This window comes from Minwuia sp. (assembly GCF_048007105.1).
Taxonomy (GTDB): Bacteria; Pseudomonadota; Alphaproteobacteria; order Minwuiales; family Minwuiaceae; genus Minwuia.
The window spans coordinates 4,028,158-4,048,032 of the sequence record NZ_CP180352.1 but is presented as its reverse complement, the minus strand read 5'-3'; the positions used below and the strand labels follow the sequence as shown (position 1 = coordinate 4,048,032).

At 66.0% G+C, this 19,875-nt stretch carries 17 protein-coding genes and 1 pseudogene; 6 read left to right on the top strand and 12 right to left on the bottom strand.

Features of this window, described 5'->3' with window-relative positions; translation table 11 throughout:
• The first annotated feature begins 1 nt into the window (after position 1).
• From ACMVY4_RS19645 to ACMVY4_RS19635, 3 genes are all read left to right on the top strand, one after another.
• A complete protein-coding gene (locus ACMVY4_RS19645; RefSeq protein ID WP_416897649.1) occupies positions 2-907 on the top strand; it encodes an MBL fold metallo-hydrolase in 906 nt (301 codons plus the stop codon).
• Positions 908-909: 2 nt separating this feature from the next.
• Positions 910-2,277: a glutamine synthetase family protein gene (locus ACMVY4_RS19640; protein ID WP_416897648.1), complete on the top strand. Its 1,368-nt coding sequence runs from the start codon at positions 910-912 to the stop codon at positions 2,275-2,277.
• Positions 2,278-2,531: 254 nt separating this feature from the next.
• Positions 2,532-3,578 carry an aldo/keto reductase gene (locus ACMVY4_RS19635; protein ID WP_416897647.1) on the top strand — a complete coding sequence of 349 codons (1,047 nt, stop codon included), beginning with the start codon at positions 2,532-2,534 and terminating at the stop codon, positions 3,576-3,578.
• 6 nt (positions 3,579-3,584) lie between these two features.
• Here ACMVY4_RS19635 and ACMVY4_RS19630 read toward each other — a convergent pair whose 3' ends face one another.
• The 6 genes from ACMVY4_RS19630 to ACMVY4_RS19605 form a co-directional block, all read right to left on the bottom strand.
• Positions 3,585-4,850, bottom strand: coding sequence for a TRAP transporter large permease (locus ACMVY4_RS19630; protein WP_416897646.1), 1,266 nt, complete (start codon positions 4,848-4,850; stop codon positions 3,585-3,587).
• On the bottom strand, positions 4,847-5,392 hold the full coding sequence (locus ACMVY4_RS19625) for a TRAP transporter small permease (RefSeq protein ID WP_416897645.1): 546 nt from the start codon (positions 5,390-5,392) through the stop codon (positions 4,847-4,849). Before ACMVY4_RS19625 ends, ACMVY4_RS19630 begins: the two co-directional genes overlap by 4 nt.
• Positions 5,393-5,435: 43 nt before the next feature.
• Entirely contained in the window at positions 5,436-6,437 is a 1,002-nt protein-coding gene (locus ACMVY4_RS19620; protein WP_416897644.1) for a TRAP transporter substrate-binding protein, read from the bottom strand.
• Between the two features lie 38 nt (positions 6,438-6,475).
• The gene (locus ACMVY4_RS19615; RefSeq protein WP_416897643.1) at positions 6,476-7,330 is read right to left on the bottom strand and encodes a TauD/TfdA dioxygenase family protein; all 855 of its coding nucleotides are present in this window, start codon (positions 7,328-7,330) and stop codon (positions 6,476-6,478) included.
• 31 nt (positions 7,331-7,361) lie between these two features.
• Entirely contained in the window at positions 7,362-8,195 is an 834-nt protein-coding gene (locus ACMVY4_RS19610; protein WP_416897642.1) for a TauD/TfdA dioxygenase family protein, read from the bottom strand.
• Positions 8,196-8,300: 105 nt separating this feature from the next.
• Positions 8,301-9,920 (bottom strand): AMP-binding protein, encoded by a 1,620-nt coding sequence (locus ACMVY4_RS19605; RefSeq protein WP_416897641.1) that lies wholly within the window; start codon positions 9,918-9,920, stop codon positions 8,301-8,303.
• A gap of 37 nt (positions 9,921-9,957) precedes the next feature.
• Here ACMVY4_RS19605 and ACMVY4_RS19600 point away from each other — a divergent pair, with 37 nt between their 5' ends.
• Complete coding sequence (locus ACMVY4_RS19600; RefSeq protein WP_416897640.1) at positions 9,958-11,091, top strand: isocitrate/isopropylmalate dehydrogenase family protein; 1,134 nt, start codon at positions 9,958-9,960, stop codon at positions 11,089-11,091.
• A 118-nt stretch (positions 11,092-11,209) separates the two neighbouring features.
• Positions 11,210-12,226: a Gfo/Idh/MocA family protein gene (locus ACMVY4_RS19595; RefSeq protein ID WP_416897639.1), complete on the top strand. Its 1,017-nt coding sequence runs from the start codon at positions 11,210-11,212 to the stop codon at positions 12,224-12,226.
• A 1-nt stretch (position 12,227) separates the two neighbouring features.
• Here the strand turns inward: ACMVY4_RS19595 and ACMVY4_RS19590 are convergent, their stop codons facing one another.
• The 3 genes and pseudogenes from ACMVY4_RS19590 to ACMVY4_RS19580 all read right to left on the bottom strand — a co-directional run bounded on the left by ACMVY4_RS19590 (position 12,228) and on the right by ACMVY4_RS19580 (position 15,132).
• Positions 12,228-13,433 carry a serine hydrolase domain-containing protein gene (locus ACMVY4_RS19590; protein ID WP_416897638.1) on the bottom strand — a complete coding sequence of 402 codons (1,206 nt, stop codon included), beginning with the start codon at positions 13,431-13,433 and terminating at the stop codon, positions 12,228-12,230.
• Between the two features lie 22 nt (positions 13,434-13,455).
• Positions 13,456-14,623: pseudogene (rlmN, locus tag ACMVY4_RS19585) on the bottom strand (23S rRNA (adenine(2503)-C(2))-methyltransferase RlmN).
• Positions 14,623-15,132 carry an invasion associated locus B family protein gene (locus tag ACMVY4_RS19580; RefSeq protein WP_416897637.1) on the bottom strand — a complete coding sequence of 170 codons (510 nt, stop codon included), beginning with the start codon at positions 15,130-15,132 and terminating at the stop codon, positions 14,623-14,625. Before ACMVY4_RS19580 ends, rlmN begins: the two are co-directional and overlap by 1 nt.
• A gap of 128 nt (positions 15,133-15,260) precedes the next feature.
• Here ACMVY4_RS19580 and ACMVY4_RS19575 point away from each other — a divergent pair, with 128 nt between their 5' ends.
• Complete coding sequence (locus ACMVY4_RS19575; RefSeq protein ID WP_416897636.1) at positions 15,261-16,460, top strand: MFS transporter; 1,200 nt, start codon at positions 15,261-15,263, stop codon at positions 16,458-16,460.
• On the opposite strand, the gene ACMVY4_RS19570 is transcribed toward ACMVY4_RS19575, so the two are convergent.
• The 3 genes from ACMVY4_RS19570 to ACMVY4_RS19560 all read right to left on the bottom strand — a co-directional run bounded on the left by ACMVY4_RS19570 (position 16,457) and on the right by ACMVY4_RS19560 (position 19,798).
• Positions 16,457-17,290 carry an ABC transporter permease gene (locus ACMVY4_RS19570; protein WP_416897635.1) on the bottom strand — a complete coding sequence of 278 codons (834 nt, stop codon included), beginning with the start codon at positions 17,288-17,290 and terminating at the stop codon, positions 16,457-16,459. The two genes, ACMVY4_RS19575 and ACMVY4_RS19570, sit on opposite strands and share 4 nt — an antisense overlap.
• The gene (locus tag ACMVY4_RS19565; protein WP_416897634.1) at positions 17,287-18,246 is read right to left on the bottom strand and encodes an ABC transporter permease; all 960 of its coding nucleotides are present in this window, start codon (positions 18,244-18,246) and stop codon (positions 17,287-17,289) included. The genes ACMVY4_RS19570 and ACMVY4_RS19565 overlap by 4 nt, the downstream gene beginning before the upstream one ends.
• Positions 18,247-18,310: 64 nt before the next feature.
• Positions 18,311-19,798 carry an ABC transporter substrate-binding protein gene (locus ACMVY4_RS19560; protein WP_416897633.1) on the bottom strand — a complete coding sequence of 496 codons (1,488 nt, stop codon included), beginning with the start codon at positions 19,796-19,798 and terminating at the stop codon, positions 18,311-18,313.
• Positions 19,799-19,875 lie beyond the last annotated feature (77 nt).

Here is a 19,875-nt window from a genome sequence, read left to right as displayed (position 1 = left end):
CATGAGCAGCATATTGAGCTGGCAGATCGGCGACGTCCGCATCACGCGGATCCAGGAGCTCTACGCCGAACGGACGCCGGATTTCGGCTATATCGGCATGACCACCGAGGACATCCTGCGAGAGACCTGGCTGAAGCCGCACTTCGCCACCGAGGACGGCAAGCTGAAGACCTGCATCCAGGCCTTCATCGTGGAGGCCGGCGGCAAGCGGATCATGGTCGACACCTGCGTCGGCAACGACAAGCCGCGCGGCAATCCGGTCTGGAACATGCTGCAGGGACCGTTTCTCGACGATCTCCGCAATGCCGGTTTCGCGCCGGAGACCATCGACATCGTGCTCTGCACGCATCTCCACATCGATCATGTCGGCTGGAACACGGTGCTGGTCGACGGCAAGTGGGTGCCGACCTTCCCGAACGCCCGCTATCTGTTCGGCCGCGAGGAATGGGAGCACTGGAAGCAGGAAGTCACCGACGATATCCGCGGCGACATCGACGCCGAGACGGTCGAGATGGCCTTCAACACGAAGGACGTGAACGCCGACAGCATCCGCCCGGTGATCGAGGCCGGGCTGCACGAACTGGTCGAGACCGATCATGTCGTCACCGACGGGATCCGGCTGGAGCCGACGCCGGGTCACACGCCGGGGCATGTCAGCGTCGTCATCGAATCCGGGGGCCGGAAGGCGGTCATCACCGGCGACCTGATGCACCACCCGATCCAGAGCGCGCTGCCCCACGTTGCCAGCCGCTTCGACCACAATGCCGACCGCGCCCGCCAGACCCGCCGCGACTTCATGGCCCGCTATCAGGGTGGCGAGGTGCTGGTCTTCGGCACCCATTTCGCCCCGCCGACCGCCGGCCACTTCGTCGCGTACGGCGGTGCGTGGCGCTTCGAGGTCGACTGACCTTGCCCGGCAATCTGACATTCGAGGATCTGAAGGCCCGGGTGGCGACCGGCGAGATTGACACGGTTATTGCCGCCCAGACCGACATGCAGGGCCGTCTGGCTGGCAAGCGCTTCCACGCGCAGCACTTCGTCGACAGCGCCTGGGAAGAGACGCACAGCTGCGACTACCTGATCGCCACGGACCTCGAGATGGCGACAATCCCCGGTTACAAGGCCTCAAGCTGGGAGAAGGGGTATGGCGATCACGTCATGCGCCCTGATCTCAAGACGCTGCGGCTGGTGCCCTGGCTGGATGGCACGGCGCTGGTGCTCTGCGATGTGCTGGATCATCACGGCCATGCCGCGGTGCCGCATTCGCCGCGCGCGGTGCTGAAGCGTCAGATTGCCCGGCTGGAATCCCTCGGCCTGACGGCGATGGTCGCGACGGAGCTGGAATTCTACATGTTCCGGGAAACCTTCGAGGACCTGCGGAACGCCGGTTATCGCGGCATGACCACGATCAGCGCCTACAACGAGGACTACCACGTCTTCCAGACCACCAAGGAAGAGGACGTGATGCGGGCGATCCGCAACGGCCTCTTCGGTGCCGGCATTCCGGTCGAGAACTCCAAGGGCGAGGCCGATGCGGGCCAGGAGGAGATCAACGTCCGCTATTCCGACGCGCTCGATACGGCCGACAATCACGTCATCACGAAGAACGCGGTGAAGGAAATCGCCTTCCAGAAGGGGCGGGCGATCACCTTCCTCGCCAAGTGGAGCCACGACTACGCCGGTTCCTCCAGCCACATCCATCAGTCGCTGGCCGGGGCGGACGGCGCCAACGCGTTCCATGACGCGGAGGCCGGACACGGCATGTCCAGACTGGCGCGCCACTATCTCGCCGGGCTGTTGAAACACGCCAGCGAGGGCACCTTCTTCCTCGCGCCCTTCGTCAATTCCTACAAGCGCTTCGCCGCCGACACCTTCGCCCCGACCCGTGCGGTCTGGGGTGTGGACAACCGCACGGCCGGGTACCGAATCGCCGGGGCGGATACCAAGGCGGTCAGGATCGAGTGCCGTGTCGGCGGGTCGGATCTCAATCCCTATCTCGCCATCGCCGCGCAGATCGCCGCCGGCATCGACGGGATCGAGAACGAGCTGGAACTGGAATCCGAATTCACCGGCAATGCCTATGCCGCCCGGCGGGCGCGGCGCATCCCGGCGACGCTCCGCGAGGCCACGATGGCCATGAAGCGCTCGAAGATGCTGCGTGCCGCCTTCGGCGACGATGTGATCGACCACTATGTCCGCGCCGCCGAATGGGAACTGGAAGACTACGACCGCGTGGTCACGGACTACGAGATCGCCCGCGGCTTCGAACGCGCCTGAAGCATCGGTACCGCCGGGCGCTCACTGGAGCTGCCGCCGCTCTCGATGTGTCATGCCCGCTTCATGCGGGCATCCGGTCGGACCGTAGACCAGCGGCGAAGCCGCACCGGACCCCCGCACGAGGCGGGGGTGACAGCTGAGGTCTGCGAATACCGGTCTCAGATATCTCGAGAAACCTTGTTCGTTGCGGGGGTTGCAATCTCCGCCCGCCTGCCGATGATCCCGGCGCAACGGGCAGAGGGACCGAACTCCACATGAAATACCGCAAGCTGGGCCGCACCGATCTCGAGGTGTCCACACTGTGCCTCGGATCGATGAGCTGGGGCGCGCGCAATACCGAGGCCGAGGGACACGCGCAGATCGACCTCGCGCTGGATCGTGGCATCAACTTCATCGACACAGCCGAGATGTATCCCGCCGACCCGTTGCCCGAGGACCATTTCGGCCGCACCGAGGAAATCATCGGCACCTGGCTGGCGAAGACCGGACGCCGCGGCGACATCGTGCTTGCCTCCAAGATCAGCGGCGAGGGTGCGAAGCGCGGCACGGCTGGCGGGGCGCCGATCACGCCCGAGACCATCGGTCCGGCGCTCGACGCCTCGCTGAAGCGGCTGCAGACTGACTGCATCGACCTCTACCAGCTGCACTGGCCGAACCGGGGCAGCTATCACTTCCGCCGCTACTGGCATTACGACCCGACCGGCCGGAACCCGGAAGGGACCCGTCAGAACATCGCCGATGTGCTGGGCGAACTGCAGCGCCAGATCGAGGCCGGAAAGATCCGGCATGTCGGTCTGTCCAACGAGACGGCCTGGGGCACGGCGCAGTTCATCCGGGCCTCCGAGGAACACGGCCTGCCGCGCGTCGCGAGCATCCAGAACGAGTATTCGCTGATGTGCCGGATTTTCGACACCGACCTCGCCGAGCTTTGCTGCAACGAGGATGTCGATCTGATCTGCTTCTCCCCGCTGGCGGGCGGTATCCTGTCAGGGCAATACGCTGGCGACACGATTCCCAGGGGCTCCCGGCGCGAACGCAATCCGGAACTGGGCGGGCGGATCACGGGGAACCTCTGGCCCGCGCACGATGCCTACATGGCCCTGGCGAAGGAGCATGGCCTGTCGCCGGTTCAGATGGCGCTGGCCTTCTGCCTGACGCGGCCCTTCATGGGCGCTGCGATCTTCGGGACCTCATCGGTCGAGCAACTGGAGGAGGTGCTCGGTACTGCCGACCTCACGCTTTCCGACGAGGTGATGGACGGTATCGCCGCGGTGTACCGCCGGCATCCGATGCCGATCTGAGGCCGCCTACAGCTTCGACGGCAGCCAGGTCGCGACATCCGGGAACGCGATCATCAGGGCGGCGTAGATCAAACCGACCAGGACGAAGCCCGGCACGGACCGGAAAGCCCGCTCCGGCGCCTCGTCGATGACCGCCGCCGCCGTGTAGACGCCGACGCAGACCGGCGGGGTCAGCAGGCCCAGCCCCACGAAGGCGCCGAAGACCACGTAGAAGTGGACGATGTCGATCTGGAAGTGCGCGATCAGGGCAATGAAGACCGGGATCGTCAGGTAGATCACCGGCACAACCTCCAGGAAGGTGCCGAGCAGCAGACAGATGACGCCGACGATGATCAGGAAACTGAGCGGGCTGACGCCGAATTCGATGAAGTAGGCGACCAGGTCCTGCGGTGCGCGGGTGAAGGTCAGGATCACGGACAGGAAGGTCGCCATCGCGATGATCGAGAAGATCACTGTTGTCGTGATCGCGGTGGCGCGCAGGGCTTCCAGCAGGCCGCGCAGGGTCAGTTCGCGGTGGATGAAGAAGCCGACGAGCATGGCCCATACGGCGGCGACCGAAGCGGATTCGGAAGGCGTCAGGAAGCCGGCATAGATGCCGCCCAGGATGATCGCCGGTGTGGTCAGGCCGGGAATGGCGTCGACGAAGGCACGGCCGCGCTCGCCCCAGCCGTAGCGCTGGCTCCGCTCCATCTTCCAGCAGGCGATGACGACATAGACGATCAGCAGGCCCATGAAGACGAAGCCGGGCAGGATGCCGGCGGCGAAGGTCTTGGAGACCGGCACGTTGGTCAGGGCACTGAAGATGATCGCGCCGTTGGATGGCGGGATCAGGGCTTCCAGCAGGCCGGCTGCGGCCGCCAGAACCACCACGAAGCGCTTGGGATAGCCGCGTTCGACCATGGTCGGCATCAGGATCGAGCCGACCGCGGTGATCGCGGCCAGGATCGAGCCGCAGAAGGCGGCGAAGAACCCCATCGCCAGCACCATGGCGATGCCGAGGCCGCCGGGCAGGTGGCCGACCAGTGTGACCGACAGATGCACCAGCCGCTGCGCCACGCCGGCCTTCAGCATCACCAGACCGGCGAAGATGAACAGGGGGATCGACAGCATGACGTGCTTGGTAACCGCGCCGAAGGAGACCTGCAGCAGCGTTGTGAAGGGCTGGTTCAGCTGCAGCGTCGCGACCAGGCTGGAGCCGATGCCGAAGACCAGGAAGATCGGCACGGCAAGCGCCAGCAGCAGCAGCGACAGGATTGCGGCGGGCGCGATCATGAATTCGCCTCCACCGCTGCCTCGTCCATCGGACGGCCGCCCATGGCCAGCGCCGACCTCAGCATCGCCTCCAGCGCGAACAGGGCGAGTATGGCGAAGCCCGTCGGGAAGGCGGCATAGAGCGCCCAGAAGGGCAGGCGGATCTCGGTCTCGGTGACCTCACCGAGCATCCGGAAGAAGCCGGTCGCGTCGATGCCGGCATGGCAGAAATAGACTGCCGAGGAGAAGACGATGACGGAGATGGCGAATTCCAGCGCGTGCCGGCGATGGCCGCCCAGCAGGCTGGGCGCCACCTCGACCGAGATATGGCGGCCGGAGCGGTAGAGGACGCCCATCAACGGAAAGACGCACCAGGGCAGCAGGAAGGGCGGCAGGTCGTTCATCCAGGCGTAGCCCCGGCCTGAGACGTGCCGCTCGATCGCAGCCGCGAACAGCGATATTGCCGCGAACGCGACGATTGCCATGCCGAGCGCCATGGCAACCGCCGCAATCACGTCATTGATCCGCCGCAGGATGCGGTAGATCAGGACAACCGCGTTCACGCCGCGCCGCCTGCTGCGCGGACCGCCCCGGTCTGCATCGGGGTCAGCTGCCGGAGAACTTCTTCAGCGCCTCGAAGACGTCCTCGTCGACTTCTTCCGACAGCGCCGGGGCGACCTTGTCGGCCTCCAGCTTGCGCAGCTTGTCCAGTTCGGCGCCCGTCAGCGTGGAGACGGTGCCGCCCATCGCCCTGAACTCTTCATGCACCGCGTCGGAGGCCGACATGATGTCCGAGGTCAATTCCTGGCTCAGGATCGCGCCCTCTTCCAGCAGCACCTTCTGGATATCGGCGGGCAGGCCTTCGAACCAGGCCGTGTTGGTCATGATGTAGGCGTCCGCGAAGCTGATCCACGGCAACTGCGCCGACTTCAGATATTCCCACCAGCTGTAGGCCTTGATGGCGCCGGGCACGGTCGAGACCGTGTCGATGGTGCCGTTCTGCAGGCCGGTATAGACCTCGCGCGTCGGCATCGAGACCATCTTGCCGACGTCGAGCGCGTCCCAGCGGGCGCGGTCGGCATTGGTCAGCACGCGGGCGTTCAGGCCGGCGAGCAATTCGACCGTCGGCAGCTCGGCCTTCGTCGAGTAGATCGCGGCCGGACCGACCGGGTTGTAGGCCAGTACCGTGGTCCGCGTGCGGGTCAGGATGTCCTTCCAGACCTCGTTGCCGACGGGATCGTTCTCGAAGAAGTCCCGCTGGTTCTCGAAGCTGGAAAAATAGCCCGGGAAGGCCGTGACGTTGTAGTTCCGGTTGATCGGCGGAAAGCTGACGATGCCGACGACCGCGCCCATTTCCACGGCACCGGAGGCCAGCGCGCCCATGATCTCGCGGATGCCGAACAGCTGACCGGCGGGGAAGACCTCGATCTTCAGCTTGCCCTTCAGCTTCTCGTTCACCCGGTCGATATACTTGATCGCCTGGACCGAGGCCGGATGCTGCGGACCCCAGTGGGTCGAGAACTTGGCGACGATCTCCTCGGCGCTCGCCGCCGTCGAGGCGAGCATCGCCGCGGCGCCAAGTGCGGCGCCGATGAATGCGTGTTTCATGATTTCCTCCCTGAATGCCGTTGCCGGTTTCTTCTTTGTCAGGCGGCCAGGAACGGCCGGTCGCCCTTGATCGTGACGCGGTGGCCCTTGCGTTCTTCCGGCCAGTAGTCCCACAGCGCGCGGTGCTGGACGCAGCGGTTGTCCCACAGCGCCACGTCGTTCACCGACCACTTGAAGCGCACCTGGAAGAAGGGCTCCTGCATGTGGCCGAACAGGTACTTCAGCAGTACCTCGCTCTCCTTCTTCGAGAGTTCGTTGATCTTCGTCGTGAAGCCCCGATTGACGTAGAGCGCCTTGCGGCCGGTCTCGGGATGGGTCCGCACGACCGGATGCACGGCCGACGGGTAGACCTTGTCCTTGTCGTCGACGCCACGGTCGGAATAGCGGCCGCGATAGACATGCTCGGATTCGTGGCTGGCGGTCAGCGTCTGCAGGAACTGCTGCATCGCCGGCGAGAGCGCCTCGTAGGCCTCGTACATGCTGGCGAACATGGTGTCGCCGCCGGTCGACGGCAGCTTGTGGAGCTGCAGCATGGTCGCCATGGGCGGTGTCTCATCGCAGGAAACGTCGGTATGCCAGCCCTCGCCATTGGCGACCTTGGAATCCTTGTGCGCATGGATGACGAAGATGGGCGGATAGCCCTCCAGATGCGGCGCCGCCGGATGGAAATGCAGCGGCCCGAACATTTCCCCGAGCCCCACCTGGACGTCCGGCGCGATGGGCGACTGTTCCTTGAAGAAGACCACCTGGTTGTCCAGAAAGGCGCGCTTGACCTCGGCGAATTCGGTGTCGCTCAGGCCCTTCGCCAGGTCCACGCCCCGGATCTCGGCGCCGATGGACGGCGTCAGCTTGCGGACGTCGATGTTCGAGTAGGAAGGTGCAGTATCGGCCATCGCCAATGCTCCTCTTGCGGTTCTGACCGGATCAGAAGGGCCGGTCGCCCTCGACGGTGACCCGGTAACCGGTCCGGGTCTTCGGGAAGTAGTCCCACATCGCGTGATGCAGCGTGCAGCGATTGTCCCACATGGCCACCGACTTCGGCTTCCAGCGGAAGCGGCAGTGGAACTGCGGCTTCGCCATGTGGCGGTAGAGGAACTGCAGGATCGCGTCGCTCTCGTCGCGCGGGATGCCCTCGATGTGGCTGGTGAAGTTCTCGTTGACGAAGATGGCCTTGCGGCCGGTTTCGGGGTGGGTGCGGATCACGGGATGCACCGCGTTCGGGAACTCGCCGCCCTCGATGCCCTGCCGCGCCGAGCGGTCACGGTAGTTCGGCCCGCCGTCATGCACGGCCTTCAGGCCAGCCAGAAGCTGCTTCATCGGCTCGGAAAGGGCGTCATAGGCGGCATAGGTGCTGGCGAACAGCGTGTCGCCGCCGCTCTCCGGTACCGTATGAAGCTGCAGGATGCTGGCCATCGGCGGTTCCGGCTCGCAGGAGACGTCCGAGTGCCAGGTGTCGCCGGCCGTCCGCGTCGTCTTCTCGTCGGCATGGATGATCAGGACCTCGGGGTGTCCGTCGATGCCCTTGTAGCCCTTGCCGGACCTGGCCATCGGATGCACATGCAGCGCTCCGAAGCGTTTTCCGAACGCCTTGTGCTGGTCCAGCGTCATGTCCTGATCGCGGAAGAACAGGACCGAATGATCGAGAAAGGCGCGCCGTATCGCCGCGAAATCGTCGTCGTCGATCTGCGACAGCTGAATGCCGCTGATCTCCGCGCCGATGACGGGCGTGACAGGCGACACCTCGATGGGTTGCGCCATGATTTCCTCCCCAACCGCTAATGCGGTTGCCTTACGGTAGGGCAGGCAGGGGCGTTCGGCAAATGCTTCTGTCGAATTTCGCCCGTGTTGGACCCGGGAGAGCCGTCAGTCGCGCTTCACCTTGTAACCGACCGATTCCCTGTCCCAGGTGGCGGGGGTCAGGCCGCGGTCCCTTAGGTCCTTCTTCTTGATCTTGGACGACGGCGTCTTCGGAATCTCGTCGACGAATTCCAGGAAGCGCGGGACGGCGAAATAGGGCATGCGCGGCGCGCAGTAGTCCAGCAGGGCCGCGGGATCCGGCTTTTCGGCGCCTTCGGCCAGCACGATGCAGGCCATCACCTCGTCCTCGCCGCCCTGTTCGGCCTTCACGGCGATGGCGGCAACCTCGACGATGTCGGGGTGTTCGAGCAGCACCGCCTCGACCTCGTAGGAGGAGATGTTCTCGCCGCGGCGCCGGATCGTGTCCTTGATCCGGTCGATGTACCAGAGGTAGCCGCGCTCGTCGAAGCGGGCGGCGTCGCCGGTGTGGAACCAGAAGTTCCGCCAGGTTTCAACAGTCCGGTCATCCATGCCCTGATAGCCCTGCATGAAGCAGAAGGGCTCCTTCGGGCGGACCAGAATCTCGCCGACCTCGCCCACGGGCAGCGGCTCATCGGTCTCCGGATCGGCGACGATGACCTCGAAATACTCGTCCCAGACCTTGCCCGAGCAGCCAGCCTCGTTCGGGGCGTCGAGGGGCCGCCAGACCGGCAGGTTGCATTCGGTCATGCCGAACAGTTCGACGAACTTGTTCACGCCGAAACGCTCGGCCAGCGTCGTCATGGTCTCATGGGTGACGGGCAGGGCGCAGATGGCGCGGAGATTGTTGTCGGCGTCGTCATTGCGGCGCGGCTGCGCCAGCACGAAATCGTTCATCACGCCCAGCAGGTTGGTCACCGTCGCCTGGCTCTCACGGACATCGTCGATCCAGGTTTTCGGGCTGAAGTTCTTCTTCATCACCAGGCTGCCGCCGGCGATGGCCGTGCCGTAGGCCTGCATCATCAGCCCCTGTGCGTGGAACAGCGGCATCGCGGTGTAGTAGCGGTCGTCGGGCGTCAGGCCGATCGACTGCTTCATCGCCTCGCCCATCAGGTGCAGGTGGCCATGCGGCATCAGCACGGACTTGGACGGTCCCGTGGTGCCGGATGTGAACATGATGGTGCCGATGTCGCGATAGGTGACCTCGACATCGATGTCGTCCTCCGCGCCGCCGCGAAGGTCGTCGAAGTCAAGGATCTCGAGGCGCTTGAAGGCCGGTGCGTCCGCGGGCACGCCGTCCATGACGTAGACCCGCTCCAGATCCGGCACCGTGTCCTCGATATCGGCGATCCAGCTGAGGAATTCCGGCTCGACAACCGCGAAGCGCGATTTCGTGTTGGTCATGACATGGGTCAGGAAGCGGCCCTTGTAGGCGGTATTGACCGTCACCGCCGCGGCGCCGAGCCGGCTGAGCCCGTACCAGCACCAGATGTATTCCAGGCGGTTGTGCAGCATGACGATGACCTGTTCGCCGCGCTGGACGCCGATGCCCGCAAAGGCGTTGCCCATGGCGTTCGAAGCCCGGTGCGCCTGGGCGTAGGTGATCCAGTCGCCGTCCTCGTACTTGATGAAGTTGCTGTCGCCGCGCTCGCGCGCCTGCCGGGCCAGCGTCTTGCCGATGACCCATTCACTCTTGTCGGCAGCCATTCAAAGCCTCCCCGCTTCGTCTCGCCTTCTCCCGGCGTTGATACTATCGTCCGTCGGCAAAACGACAAACGCCGCTGGCGCAGGGGAGGCAACACTGAACGACACGATCTCGATTGCGGTTCTGCCGGGCGACGGCATCGGACCGGAAGTGATGGCTCCGGCCCTGCGCGTGCTCGGACGCGCCGCTGATCTGTACGGTTTCCGGGTGGAGACCGCCGAGCACCCGGCCGGTGCGGGCCACTATCGCGACCATGGATCGGCGCTGCCGCAGGCGACGGTCGATGCGGTGGCCGCTGCGGACGCGACCTTGCTGGCGGCCATGGGACTGCCGAACATCCGCTATGCCGACAACACCGAGATCGTGCCGCAGATCGATCTCCGCGAGATCCACGGCCTCTATGGCGGCGTCCGGCCGATCCGGGCCTGGCTGCCCGACGCGGTTCCGCTGAAGGACCCGCGCGGCGCCAGCATCGACTTCGTGCTGGTCCGGGAGAGCACCGAAGGCCTTTTCGTCGGACGCGGCAAGGAACAGACGGATGGCGACCGGGCGGTGCGGGACATCATGGAAGTGACCCGAGAGACCTCCGAGAAGCTCTTCCATTTCTCCTTCCGGCTGGCGCGGCAGCGCCGCAAGCATCTCACCCTGGTCGACAAGGCCAACGTCCTCGGTTCCATGGCCTTTTTCCGCCGCATCTTCGACGAGGTGGCCGAGCACTATCCGGATGTCGAGACCAGCCGGCTCTACGTCGACGCCTGCGCCATGATCATGGTGCAGCGGCCCTGGGACTTCGACGTGATGGTCACCGAGAACATGTTCGGCGACATCCTCTCCGACCTCGCGGCCGGTCTGGTGGGCGGGCTGGGTCTGGCGCCGTCCGGGGATATCGGCGATGGCTGCGCGGTCTTCCAGCCGAGCCACGGCACCGCGCCCGACATCATGGGCAAGGGCATCGCCAATCCGAATGCAATGATCCTGTCGGCGGCGCTGATGCTCGACTGGCTGGGCCGCAAGCGCGAGGACGAGCGCATGATCCGGGCCGGCGCCGCGATCGAGGCCGCCGTGGCCGCTGCGCTGAAGAGCGGTGCGGCGCTGACCGGCGATCTTGGCGGCTCGGCGGGCACCGAAGCGGCAGGCGACGCGGTGATCGCCGAACTGGGCACCCGACGGTGATTGCGTCGGAACTCACTGTCATGCCCGCTTCCTGCGGGCATCCGGTCAATCTATCGACCGGCGGCGAAGACGCACCGGCCCCCCGCACAAGGCGGGGGTGACAACGGAGGGCGTTCGAATGACCGGGCGAACTCTCAGAGTTCTGGGCATAGGCGCGGGCTACTTCAGCCAGTTCCACTATGACAGCTGGAAACGGCTCGGCCGCGCCGAACTGGCGGGCATCTGCGATCTCGACCGGCGGAGGGCCGAAGCCATCGGCGGCGCGCCGGTCTTCACCGATGTGGCTGAAGCCCTGGCGTCCAGCGACGCGGATCTGGTCGACGTGATCACGCCGCCCGCGGCCCGTCTGGCGGTAGCGGAGCAGGTTGCGGCAGCCGGCCTGCCGATGATCGTCCAGAAGCCGCTGGCCGACGATCTCGCCGGTGCCCGGGCGGTCGCCGCGCTGGCCAAGCGCTACGGCATCACGATGCTGGTGCACGAGAACTTCCGTTTCCAGCCCTGGTACCGCGAGGCGCGGCGGCTGCTGGACCGGGGGCTGCTGGGCGACCCGGTCTCCATCGTCTTCCGGATGCGGCCCGGCGATGGCCGCGGTCCGGACGCCTACATGGCGCGCCAGCCCTATTTCCAGCAGATGACGCGGTTCCTGATCCACGAGACCGCAATCCATTTCATTGACACCCTCCGTTACCTGATGGGGGAGGTCGGCGAGGTTTTCGCCGACCTCCGCCGCCTGAACCCCGTCATCGCCGGCGAGGATGCGGGGATCGTCCTGTTCCGGTTCCGGGGCGGCGGCCGCGGGACCTATGACGGCAACCGGCTGGGCGAGTTCGAGGCGGCGAACCCGCGCCTCACCATGGGCGAGATGTGGCTGGAAGGCTCGGATGCCCGGCTCCGGCTGGCCGGCGACGGATCGCTCTGGCTGAAGCCGAACGGGCAGCCGGAGCGCGAACACGTCTACAGATGGAGCGACCACGGCTTCGGCGGCGACTGCGTGCATGCTTTCCAGTCGCACGCCATTGCGCATTTCCTGGATGGCGCGGCGGCGGAGACGGATGTGTTCGCCTACCTTCGCAATGTGGAGATCGAGGAGGCCGTCTACCGCGCGGCCGGAGAAGGTCGGTGGATCGCGGTCTGATCTAGCCGCCGCAGTTCATCCCGGGCGTGCCGTCGTCTTTGAAGATGCCGTAGACGGCCTGCCGGATGGCGGTCCGCACCAGCATGCGTTCGGTGGTGGTCTGCACCATGACGATGACGATCAGATCGTTGACCGGATCGATCCAGAAGGTGGTGCCTGCATATCCGCCCCAGTAGATCGTGCCCGGCGGTCCCGCCAGCGCCCCGAACGCGTCCTCGGTCTTGACCGCGAAGCCGAGTCCGAAGCCGTGTCCCGGTCCCGGGACGTAGTACTTGCCCTTGCCCAGCCCGGCGCTGAAGACGTGATCGCGGCGCATCAGCGCCACCGTCTCCGGCCGGAGCAGCCGGACGCCGTCCAGTTCACCGCCATTGCGAATCATGCGGGTGAAGCGGTGATAGTCCTCCATCGTGGAGGCCAGCCCCCCGCCGCCCGATTTGAAGGGCCGGTCGACGGTGTAGTCGGGCAGGCTGCCATGCGGCTCGGCGATACGGTCCGCCTGCGGTTCCGGGATGACGAAGCCGGTGTCCGTCATGCCGAGCGGCGCGAACACGCGCTCCCACAGGAAGAGGTCCAGCGGCTGGCCGCTGACCACCTCGATCAGGCGGCCCAGCACGTCGGTCGAGAACGAGTATTCCCAGACCGTGCCGGGCTGGTGCTCCAGCGGCAGCGCCGCAATCTTTTCCACCAGTTCGGCATTGGTGTCCGCGGAAGAGCCAACGTCTTCGGCTTCGTAGGCGAAGCGAACCCGTCCGAAACCGAAGAAACCATAGGTTATGCCGGAGGTGTGCCGTAGCAGGTCGATGACCCGGATCGGCCGTTCGGCGCGGACGGTCCCGGTCAGTTCCTGGACCTCCATGTTATCGAACTCCGGCAGGTACTTGGAGATCGGATCTTCCAGCGCGATCCGATCCTCCTCGACAAGGATCATCGCGGCGGCGGTGGTGATCGGTTTGGTCATGGAGTAGATGCGGTAGATGGCGTCGGGCGGCAATGGCCGCTCATCGGCAACGTCCGGCGTCAGCCGTCCGATCTGGCTGTCATGGACGATCCGGCCGCCATGATCGATGCGGACCGCGATGCCGGGTGCGGCGCCGTTCGCAATCAGTTGCTGGACGCGCCGGTCGACATTGTCGAAACAGCCATTGCCGGCAAGCGCCTGCAGGGGGAGCAGCAGAAGCGCCGCGATCAGGCCGGGAATTCGTGCCATGCCGGCCCCCTCGGGATACGGATCAGACGCCTGCCGCCTCGGAGACGCCGGTCTTCTCGCGGCGGCCGCGTTCGCTGGCGGACTTCAACTGTCCGCAGGCAGCCATGATGTCCCGTCCGCGGGGCGTCCGCACCGGGCTGGAATAGCCGGCGTCGTTGACGATCCTCGCGAACTTCTCGATGGCCTCGGGCTTCGAGCATGCGTAGGGCGCGCCGGGCCAGGGATTGAACGGAATGAGGTTCACCTTGGACGGGATGCCCTTGATCAGCCGCACCAGTTCCCGCGCCTCGGCCGGGCTGTCGTTGATGCCGTCCAGCATCACGTATTCCCACGTGATCCGGCGCGCATTGTTCGCGGCAGGGTAGGCGCGGCAGGCGGCGATCAGTTCCTCGATCGGGTGCTTGCGGTTGATCGGCACCAGTACGTCGCGCAGCTCGTCGCTGACGGCATGCAGCGAGATGGCGAGGTTGACCTCCAGTTCCCGGCCGCAGCGCTCGATCATCGGCACCACGCCCGAGGTCGACAGCGTGATCCGGCGCTTCGACAGCGAGATACCGTCGCCGTCCATCACGATCTTCAGCGCCTTCGCGACGTTGTCGTAATTCAGCAGCGGCTCGCCCATCCCCATCATGACGATGTTGGAGATCATGCGGTTGCCGTCCATCGGCGTCGGCCATTCGCCGATGGTGTCGCGCGCAACCAGCATCTGGGCGACGATCTCGCCGGCGGTCAGATTGCGGACCAGCTTCTGTGTGCCGGTGTGGCAGAAGGAACAGGTCAGCGTGCAGCCGACCTGGCTGGAGACGCAGAGGGCACCACGGTCCTCTTCGGGAATGTGCACAGCTTCCGCCTCGTGGCCGTCGGCGAAGCGCATCAGCCATTTCCGGGTGCCATCGACCGACTGCTGGTAGGCGGTGACCTCGGGCCGTCCGATGACGAAACGCTGATCCAGATCGGCGCGCCAGGCCTTGGAGATCGACGTCATCTCGTCGAAGCTCATCGCCCCGCGGTGATAGATCCAGTGGAACAGCTGGTTCGCGCGCATACGCACCTTGGCCGGATCCTTGCCCGCGGTGCGCAGAGCCTCGGCCATGGCCGCGGTCCATGCCAACCAGATTGGGCCGAGGGTCGAAACCTGCGGCGTGCGGGCGGTCGGTGGCCCGGACCTCGGGTGTGACCGCTGCCGTCATCAGTTGCAGGCCTTGCCGATTGCGTCGTAAGCGGCGGTGAATCCGAGCAGCGAGTAGGTGTCGGTGGTCTTGGTGCCGCGGCTCGACAGTCCCTCGACCTTCATGTCCCGTCCGGCCTTCATGGCGTTCACAAAGCGGGAGTCATCCGCCGGATCGGCAGTCCAGGCGCGTTCGCCGTCGGTCCGCATGCCGAACTCGCTGCCGCCGATGCGGGCGATTGCTTCCTCGTTCTCGGCGAAGGGATAGCCGAGAATCATCGAGATCTCGCCCGTTACGCCCTGATCCGGCCGGTGGGAGACATAGAAATGGATGTCGCCCCGGTTCACGCCCCTCGGCAGCGTTTCCGTCGGCGAGGAGGTGATGTAGCAGACCTTGGTTCCGCTGTTGCGATACACCCAGGCGGACCAGTCCCGGTACTCGCCGATGGCCTGCGGCGCGTTCTGGGCCAGCGCAGCGCCGGACAGCATTGCCGTCAGACCCGCAATCGTCAGGATCAGAGCTCTTTTCATGGGCTGGAACATAGACACCGAATGCGGCAATTTCCAGACGCTCCGCGCCCGGTGAATGGCCGCATGCCGCACCGCCGGTTTGCTGCCGCCGCCTGCCGCCGCTAAAGGTTGCGGCGGATGCGAACCCGATGACACAGCAGCACGAGACAACCTTCCCGAACACGGCGCTCGGCGTGACGCTTGTCCTGCAGTCCGTGGCGGCGGTGATCTTCATGTCCGCGGCGGTGCTGGCGCCGGCCCTGCCGCCGGAGCTGGGTCTGGACGAGGCGGGCATCGGTCTGTTCGGCGGGGTCACTTTCGCAGGAGCCATGTTCGGCTCGCCGCTGGCGGCGGTCTTCATCCGCCAGCAGGGCGCGGTGCGTCTGACGCAGGCCGGGCTGCTGCTGTCGGTCGCCGGGTTGATGGCGCTGCTGCTCCAGAACTGGTGGATCGCCCTGGCCGGCGCGCTCCTGATCGGCCTCGGCTATGGACCGAATGCGCCGGGCGGCTCGCATCTTCTCGCCAGACACGCTCCGCCGGCGCGCCGCGGCCTCTACTTCTCGATCAAGCAGTCGGGCGTGCCGATCGGTGGGGCCATTGCCGGTCTCAGCCTGCCGCTGATCGAGGAGACCTTCGGCTGGATGTCCGCCGTTCTAGCGGTGCTTGCGCTGACCGCGGTCACGATTTTCATCGTGCAGCCCTGGCGGGCGCGGCTCGACCCCGAGCGGGACCTTCCGCGTCAGCCTGTCCGGGTCCGCTTCGGCGACATCATTCCGCTGGAAGGCATGAAGTCGCATCCGCTGCTGCCCTTCATCTCCTTCACCGCCTTCGCCTATGGCGGCGGGCAGATGATCATGTTCACCTACACGGTGATCTTCCTGACCGGGCAGGCGGGTTTCACACTGGTCGATGCCGGGGTCGCCTATGCCGTGATGCAGGGCTCCAGCTTCGCCATGCGCATTCTCGCCGGATGGATCAACGACCGCTGGCGGCGGCCGCGGCCGCTGCTTGCCGGCTTCGGCCTGGTCACCGCCGTCGGCGTCACGCTGCTGGCCTCCATCGGGCCGGATACGTCCTGGATGGCCGTACTGGCCATCGCCGCGCTCTGCGGTGCGGCGGCGGCTGGCTGGAACGGCGTCTACCTGGCCGAGGTGGCGCGGATCGTGCCGCAGGAGAAGATTGCCGCCGCGACGGGCGCGACCGTGTTCTGCACCTATTTCGGCCTGGTTATCGGCCCTGCTGTCTTCGGCGCTGCGGTGCAGGCGGGCGGCTACGGCCTGGCCTATGGCGGGCTGGCCGGTCTGGCGCTGATCGGGGCCGCTGCGGTCTTTGCCCGAAAGGCCGTCTAGCCGGTCCGGGTGGTGGTCACCCTTGGCAGCCGGGACCGCGGGTCGAGCGCATCGCGCAGCCCGTCACCCAGAAGGTTGAAGCCCAGCACGGCCGCTACGATGCACAGGCCCGGCCAGATGGCGAGCTGCGGCGCAAGGAACAGCAGCGTCTGGGCCTCCGCCAGCATGCGCCCCCAGGACGGGGTCGGCGGCTGCACGCCGAGTCCGAGATAGCTGAGGGCGGCCTCGGCCAGGATCGCCACCGCGAACTCGATTGTCGCCTGGATCAGCAGGATGGCGCCGATGTTCGGCAGCACGTGCTTCCAGGCGATGGCCCGCGTGGAGAGGCCCATGGCGCGGGCTGCCGTGATGTATTCCCGCACCCAGATCTGGTTCGCCGCGGCCCGGGTCATGCGTGCGAAGATCGGCACGTTGATGAAGGCGATGGCCAGGATCGCATTGGTCAGGGACGGTCCGTAGACCGCTGCCAGCATGATCGCGAACAGCAGCGCCGGGAAGGCGAAGGCGAGGTCGGCGGAACGCATGACCGCCTCCTCCAGCAGCCCGCCCCGCGCCGCGGCGGCCATGCCAAGCAACGCGCCGGTCAGCCCGCCGATACCGACCGACAGGAAGGCGACGAGCGCCGAACTCTGGGCGCCGGCCATCAGCAGGCTCATCAGATCGCGGCCCAGCTGGTCGGTGCCCAGCCAGTGTTCCGCCGACGGCGGCAGGAAGCGTTGCTTGACGTTGATGGCGGTCGGGTCGTGCGGCATCCAGACCAGTGAGACCAGCGCCGAGAGCAGCACGGTCCCGACCAGCAAACCGCCGATGATCAGGGAGATCCGTCTCATGGGCCGTCCCGCTTCACGCGGTCGCGCAGTCTCGGGTCGATCACGGCGTAGAGGACGTCGACGGCGAAGTTCACGAACACGACCGTGGCCGCGAAGAACAGCACCAGCGCTTGGACCACGAAGAGATCGCGGTTGGTGATGGCCTGGAACATCAGCCGTCCCAGTCCCGGCAGATAGAAGACGTTCTCGATCACGATGGCGCCGGTAACGACATTGGCGAACATCATGCCGATCACGGTGATGATCGGGATCAGCGCGTTGGGCAGCACGTGCCCGCGCATCGTCCGTCCCCGGCTCAGGCCCTTGGCGCGGGCCGTGTTTGCGTAGTCGAAGCGCATCACCTCCAGAACGCTGGATCGGGTGATGCGGGCAAGGATGGCCGACTGGACCAGTGCGATGGCGACGGTCGGCAGCACCAGCGCCGCGAAACCCGCCAGCGGGTCCGACCAGCCCGGAAAGCCGCCGGGCGGCAGCCAGCGGAGGTTCACCGAGAACAGGATGACCAGCAGGATCGCCAGCCAGAAGGCCGGAATGGCGATGCCGAGCTGGCTCAGACCCATGACAGCAAAGTCGCCGGCGCGGCCGTGACGCGAGGCAGCGAAGACCCCGAGCGCGAGCGCCGCCATCACCGTCAGCACGGTCGCCGAAAGGCCGAGCGGCACTGTGACCGGCAGGCGCTCGGCGATCAGCCCGCCGACGGGCACGCCGAAGCTGTAGCTTGTGCCGAAATCACCCTGCAGCGCGCCGATCAACCAGGCCAGGTAGCGCTGCAGGAAGGGATCGTCGAGGCCCAGTTGCGCCCGAAGGGCGGCGCGGGCGTCTTCGGTCGAATCCAGACCAAGTATCACCATCGCCGGATCGCCCGGCAGCGCGTTCATGGTCCAGAAGACGATGAAGGAGACCGCCAGCAGCGTCAGCGCCAGTGTCAGCACGCGGAGCAGCAGGAAGCGGGTCATGCGTAAAGGCAGCCCCCGCGCGCCCCATGCGTCGCGCGGGGGTCCGTAACGGCTTCGCCGCGGATCAGTTCCAGCGGAGCTCCATCAGCGGCGCGAACAGCACCGGCGACGACTTGCGGTAGCCCGACAGTTCCTTGCGCCAGACGCCGAGCAGCGGCAGCTGGAACAGGAAGCCGTGCACCGCGTCTCCGGTGATCATGCGCTGGCCGTCCTTCAGCAGGGCGTCCAGCTTCGCCGGATCGGTCTCGGTGGAGATCTTCTCCCACAGCGCGTTGAACTCCGGATTGTCGTAGCCGTAGAAATACTCCGGCCCGCGGGCGAAATTGCCAAGGTCGTTCGGCGAGGTGTGGGCGATGATGGTCATGTCGTAGTTGAGCTTCTTGTAGACCTCGCCGATCCAGAAGCCCCATTCGACCTGCTCGATCTTCACGTCGATGCCGGCCTCGCCGAGCTGGCTCTGCACGATCTCGGCCGAGCGGCGGGCATAGGGGAAATGCGGGGTGCGGAGCGTCACCGACAGGTTCGTCACGCCGGCCTCGGCCAGCAGCGCCTTTGCCTTCGCGGCGTCATGCGGATATTCGCCGGTCAGATCGACATAGGACTTGTGGTGCGGCGGGAAGAAGGATCCGATCGGCTGGCCGTAGCCGTAATAGGCGCCGTCGATGATCGCCTGACGGTCCAGCGCGTGGTTGATCGCGCGGCGGACGCGGATGTCGTTGAACGGGGCGCGGGCGTTGTTCAGCGCCAGTATGACCTCGCCCTCGGTGGTGCCGACCACCACGTTGAAGCGCGGATCCGCCTTGAACTGTTCCAGCACTTCGGGCGCCGGCATGCCGGGGAAGGCGTCGATCTCGTCCGACAGCAAGGCGGCGACGGCGGCGGCCGGGTCGGCGACGAAGCGGAAGGTGACCTTCTCGATCTGAACGTCCGCTGCCTTGCGGTAGTCGGCATTCTTGACCAGCGTCATCTCGGAACCGCGGGTCCAGCTGTCGAAGCGGTAGGCGCCGGTGCCGACCGGATTGGTCTTGTTGGTCTCGGCACTCTCCGGCGCGACAATCGACGCGTCGCCCTGGGCCATGTTGAACAGGAAGAAGGCGTCGGGGTTCTTCAGCGTGATGCGGACGGTGTCCGGATCGACGACCTCGACGCTCTCGATCGGCTTGAAGATGCCCTTGGTCGGGTTGACGCTGTCCTCGGCCATGGCGCGGTCGAAGGAGAACTTGACGTCATCGGCATCGAAGGTGGTGCCGTCATGATAGGTCACGTTGTCGGCGAGATTGAAGGTGAAGACCTTGCCGTCGTCGCTGATCGTCCAGCTGTCGGCCAGCGCCGGCACGATCTCGCCCTGCTCGGTGACCGAGGTCAGGCTTTCGTAGACGTTGTTGGTGAAGATTGAATCGATCGAGGCCGTGGCGTCGGCCGTCGGGTCGAGGACCGTCGGCTCCTGTTGCATCCCGATGATGATCGCGTTCTTGGCCTGGGCGGCACCGGCACCCAGCGATACCGCGGCGGCAAGCGCCAATGCGGTGGCATTGCATTTGGAAAACAGCATCTTCACCTCCTCCAGAGCTGATGCATCTTAACGCTATCAGCGATCCGCAACAGTTCCGTGACGCATTTTCCGGCGGC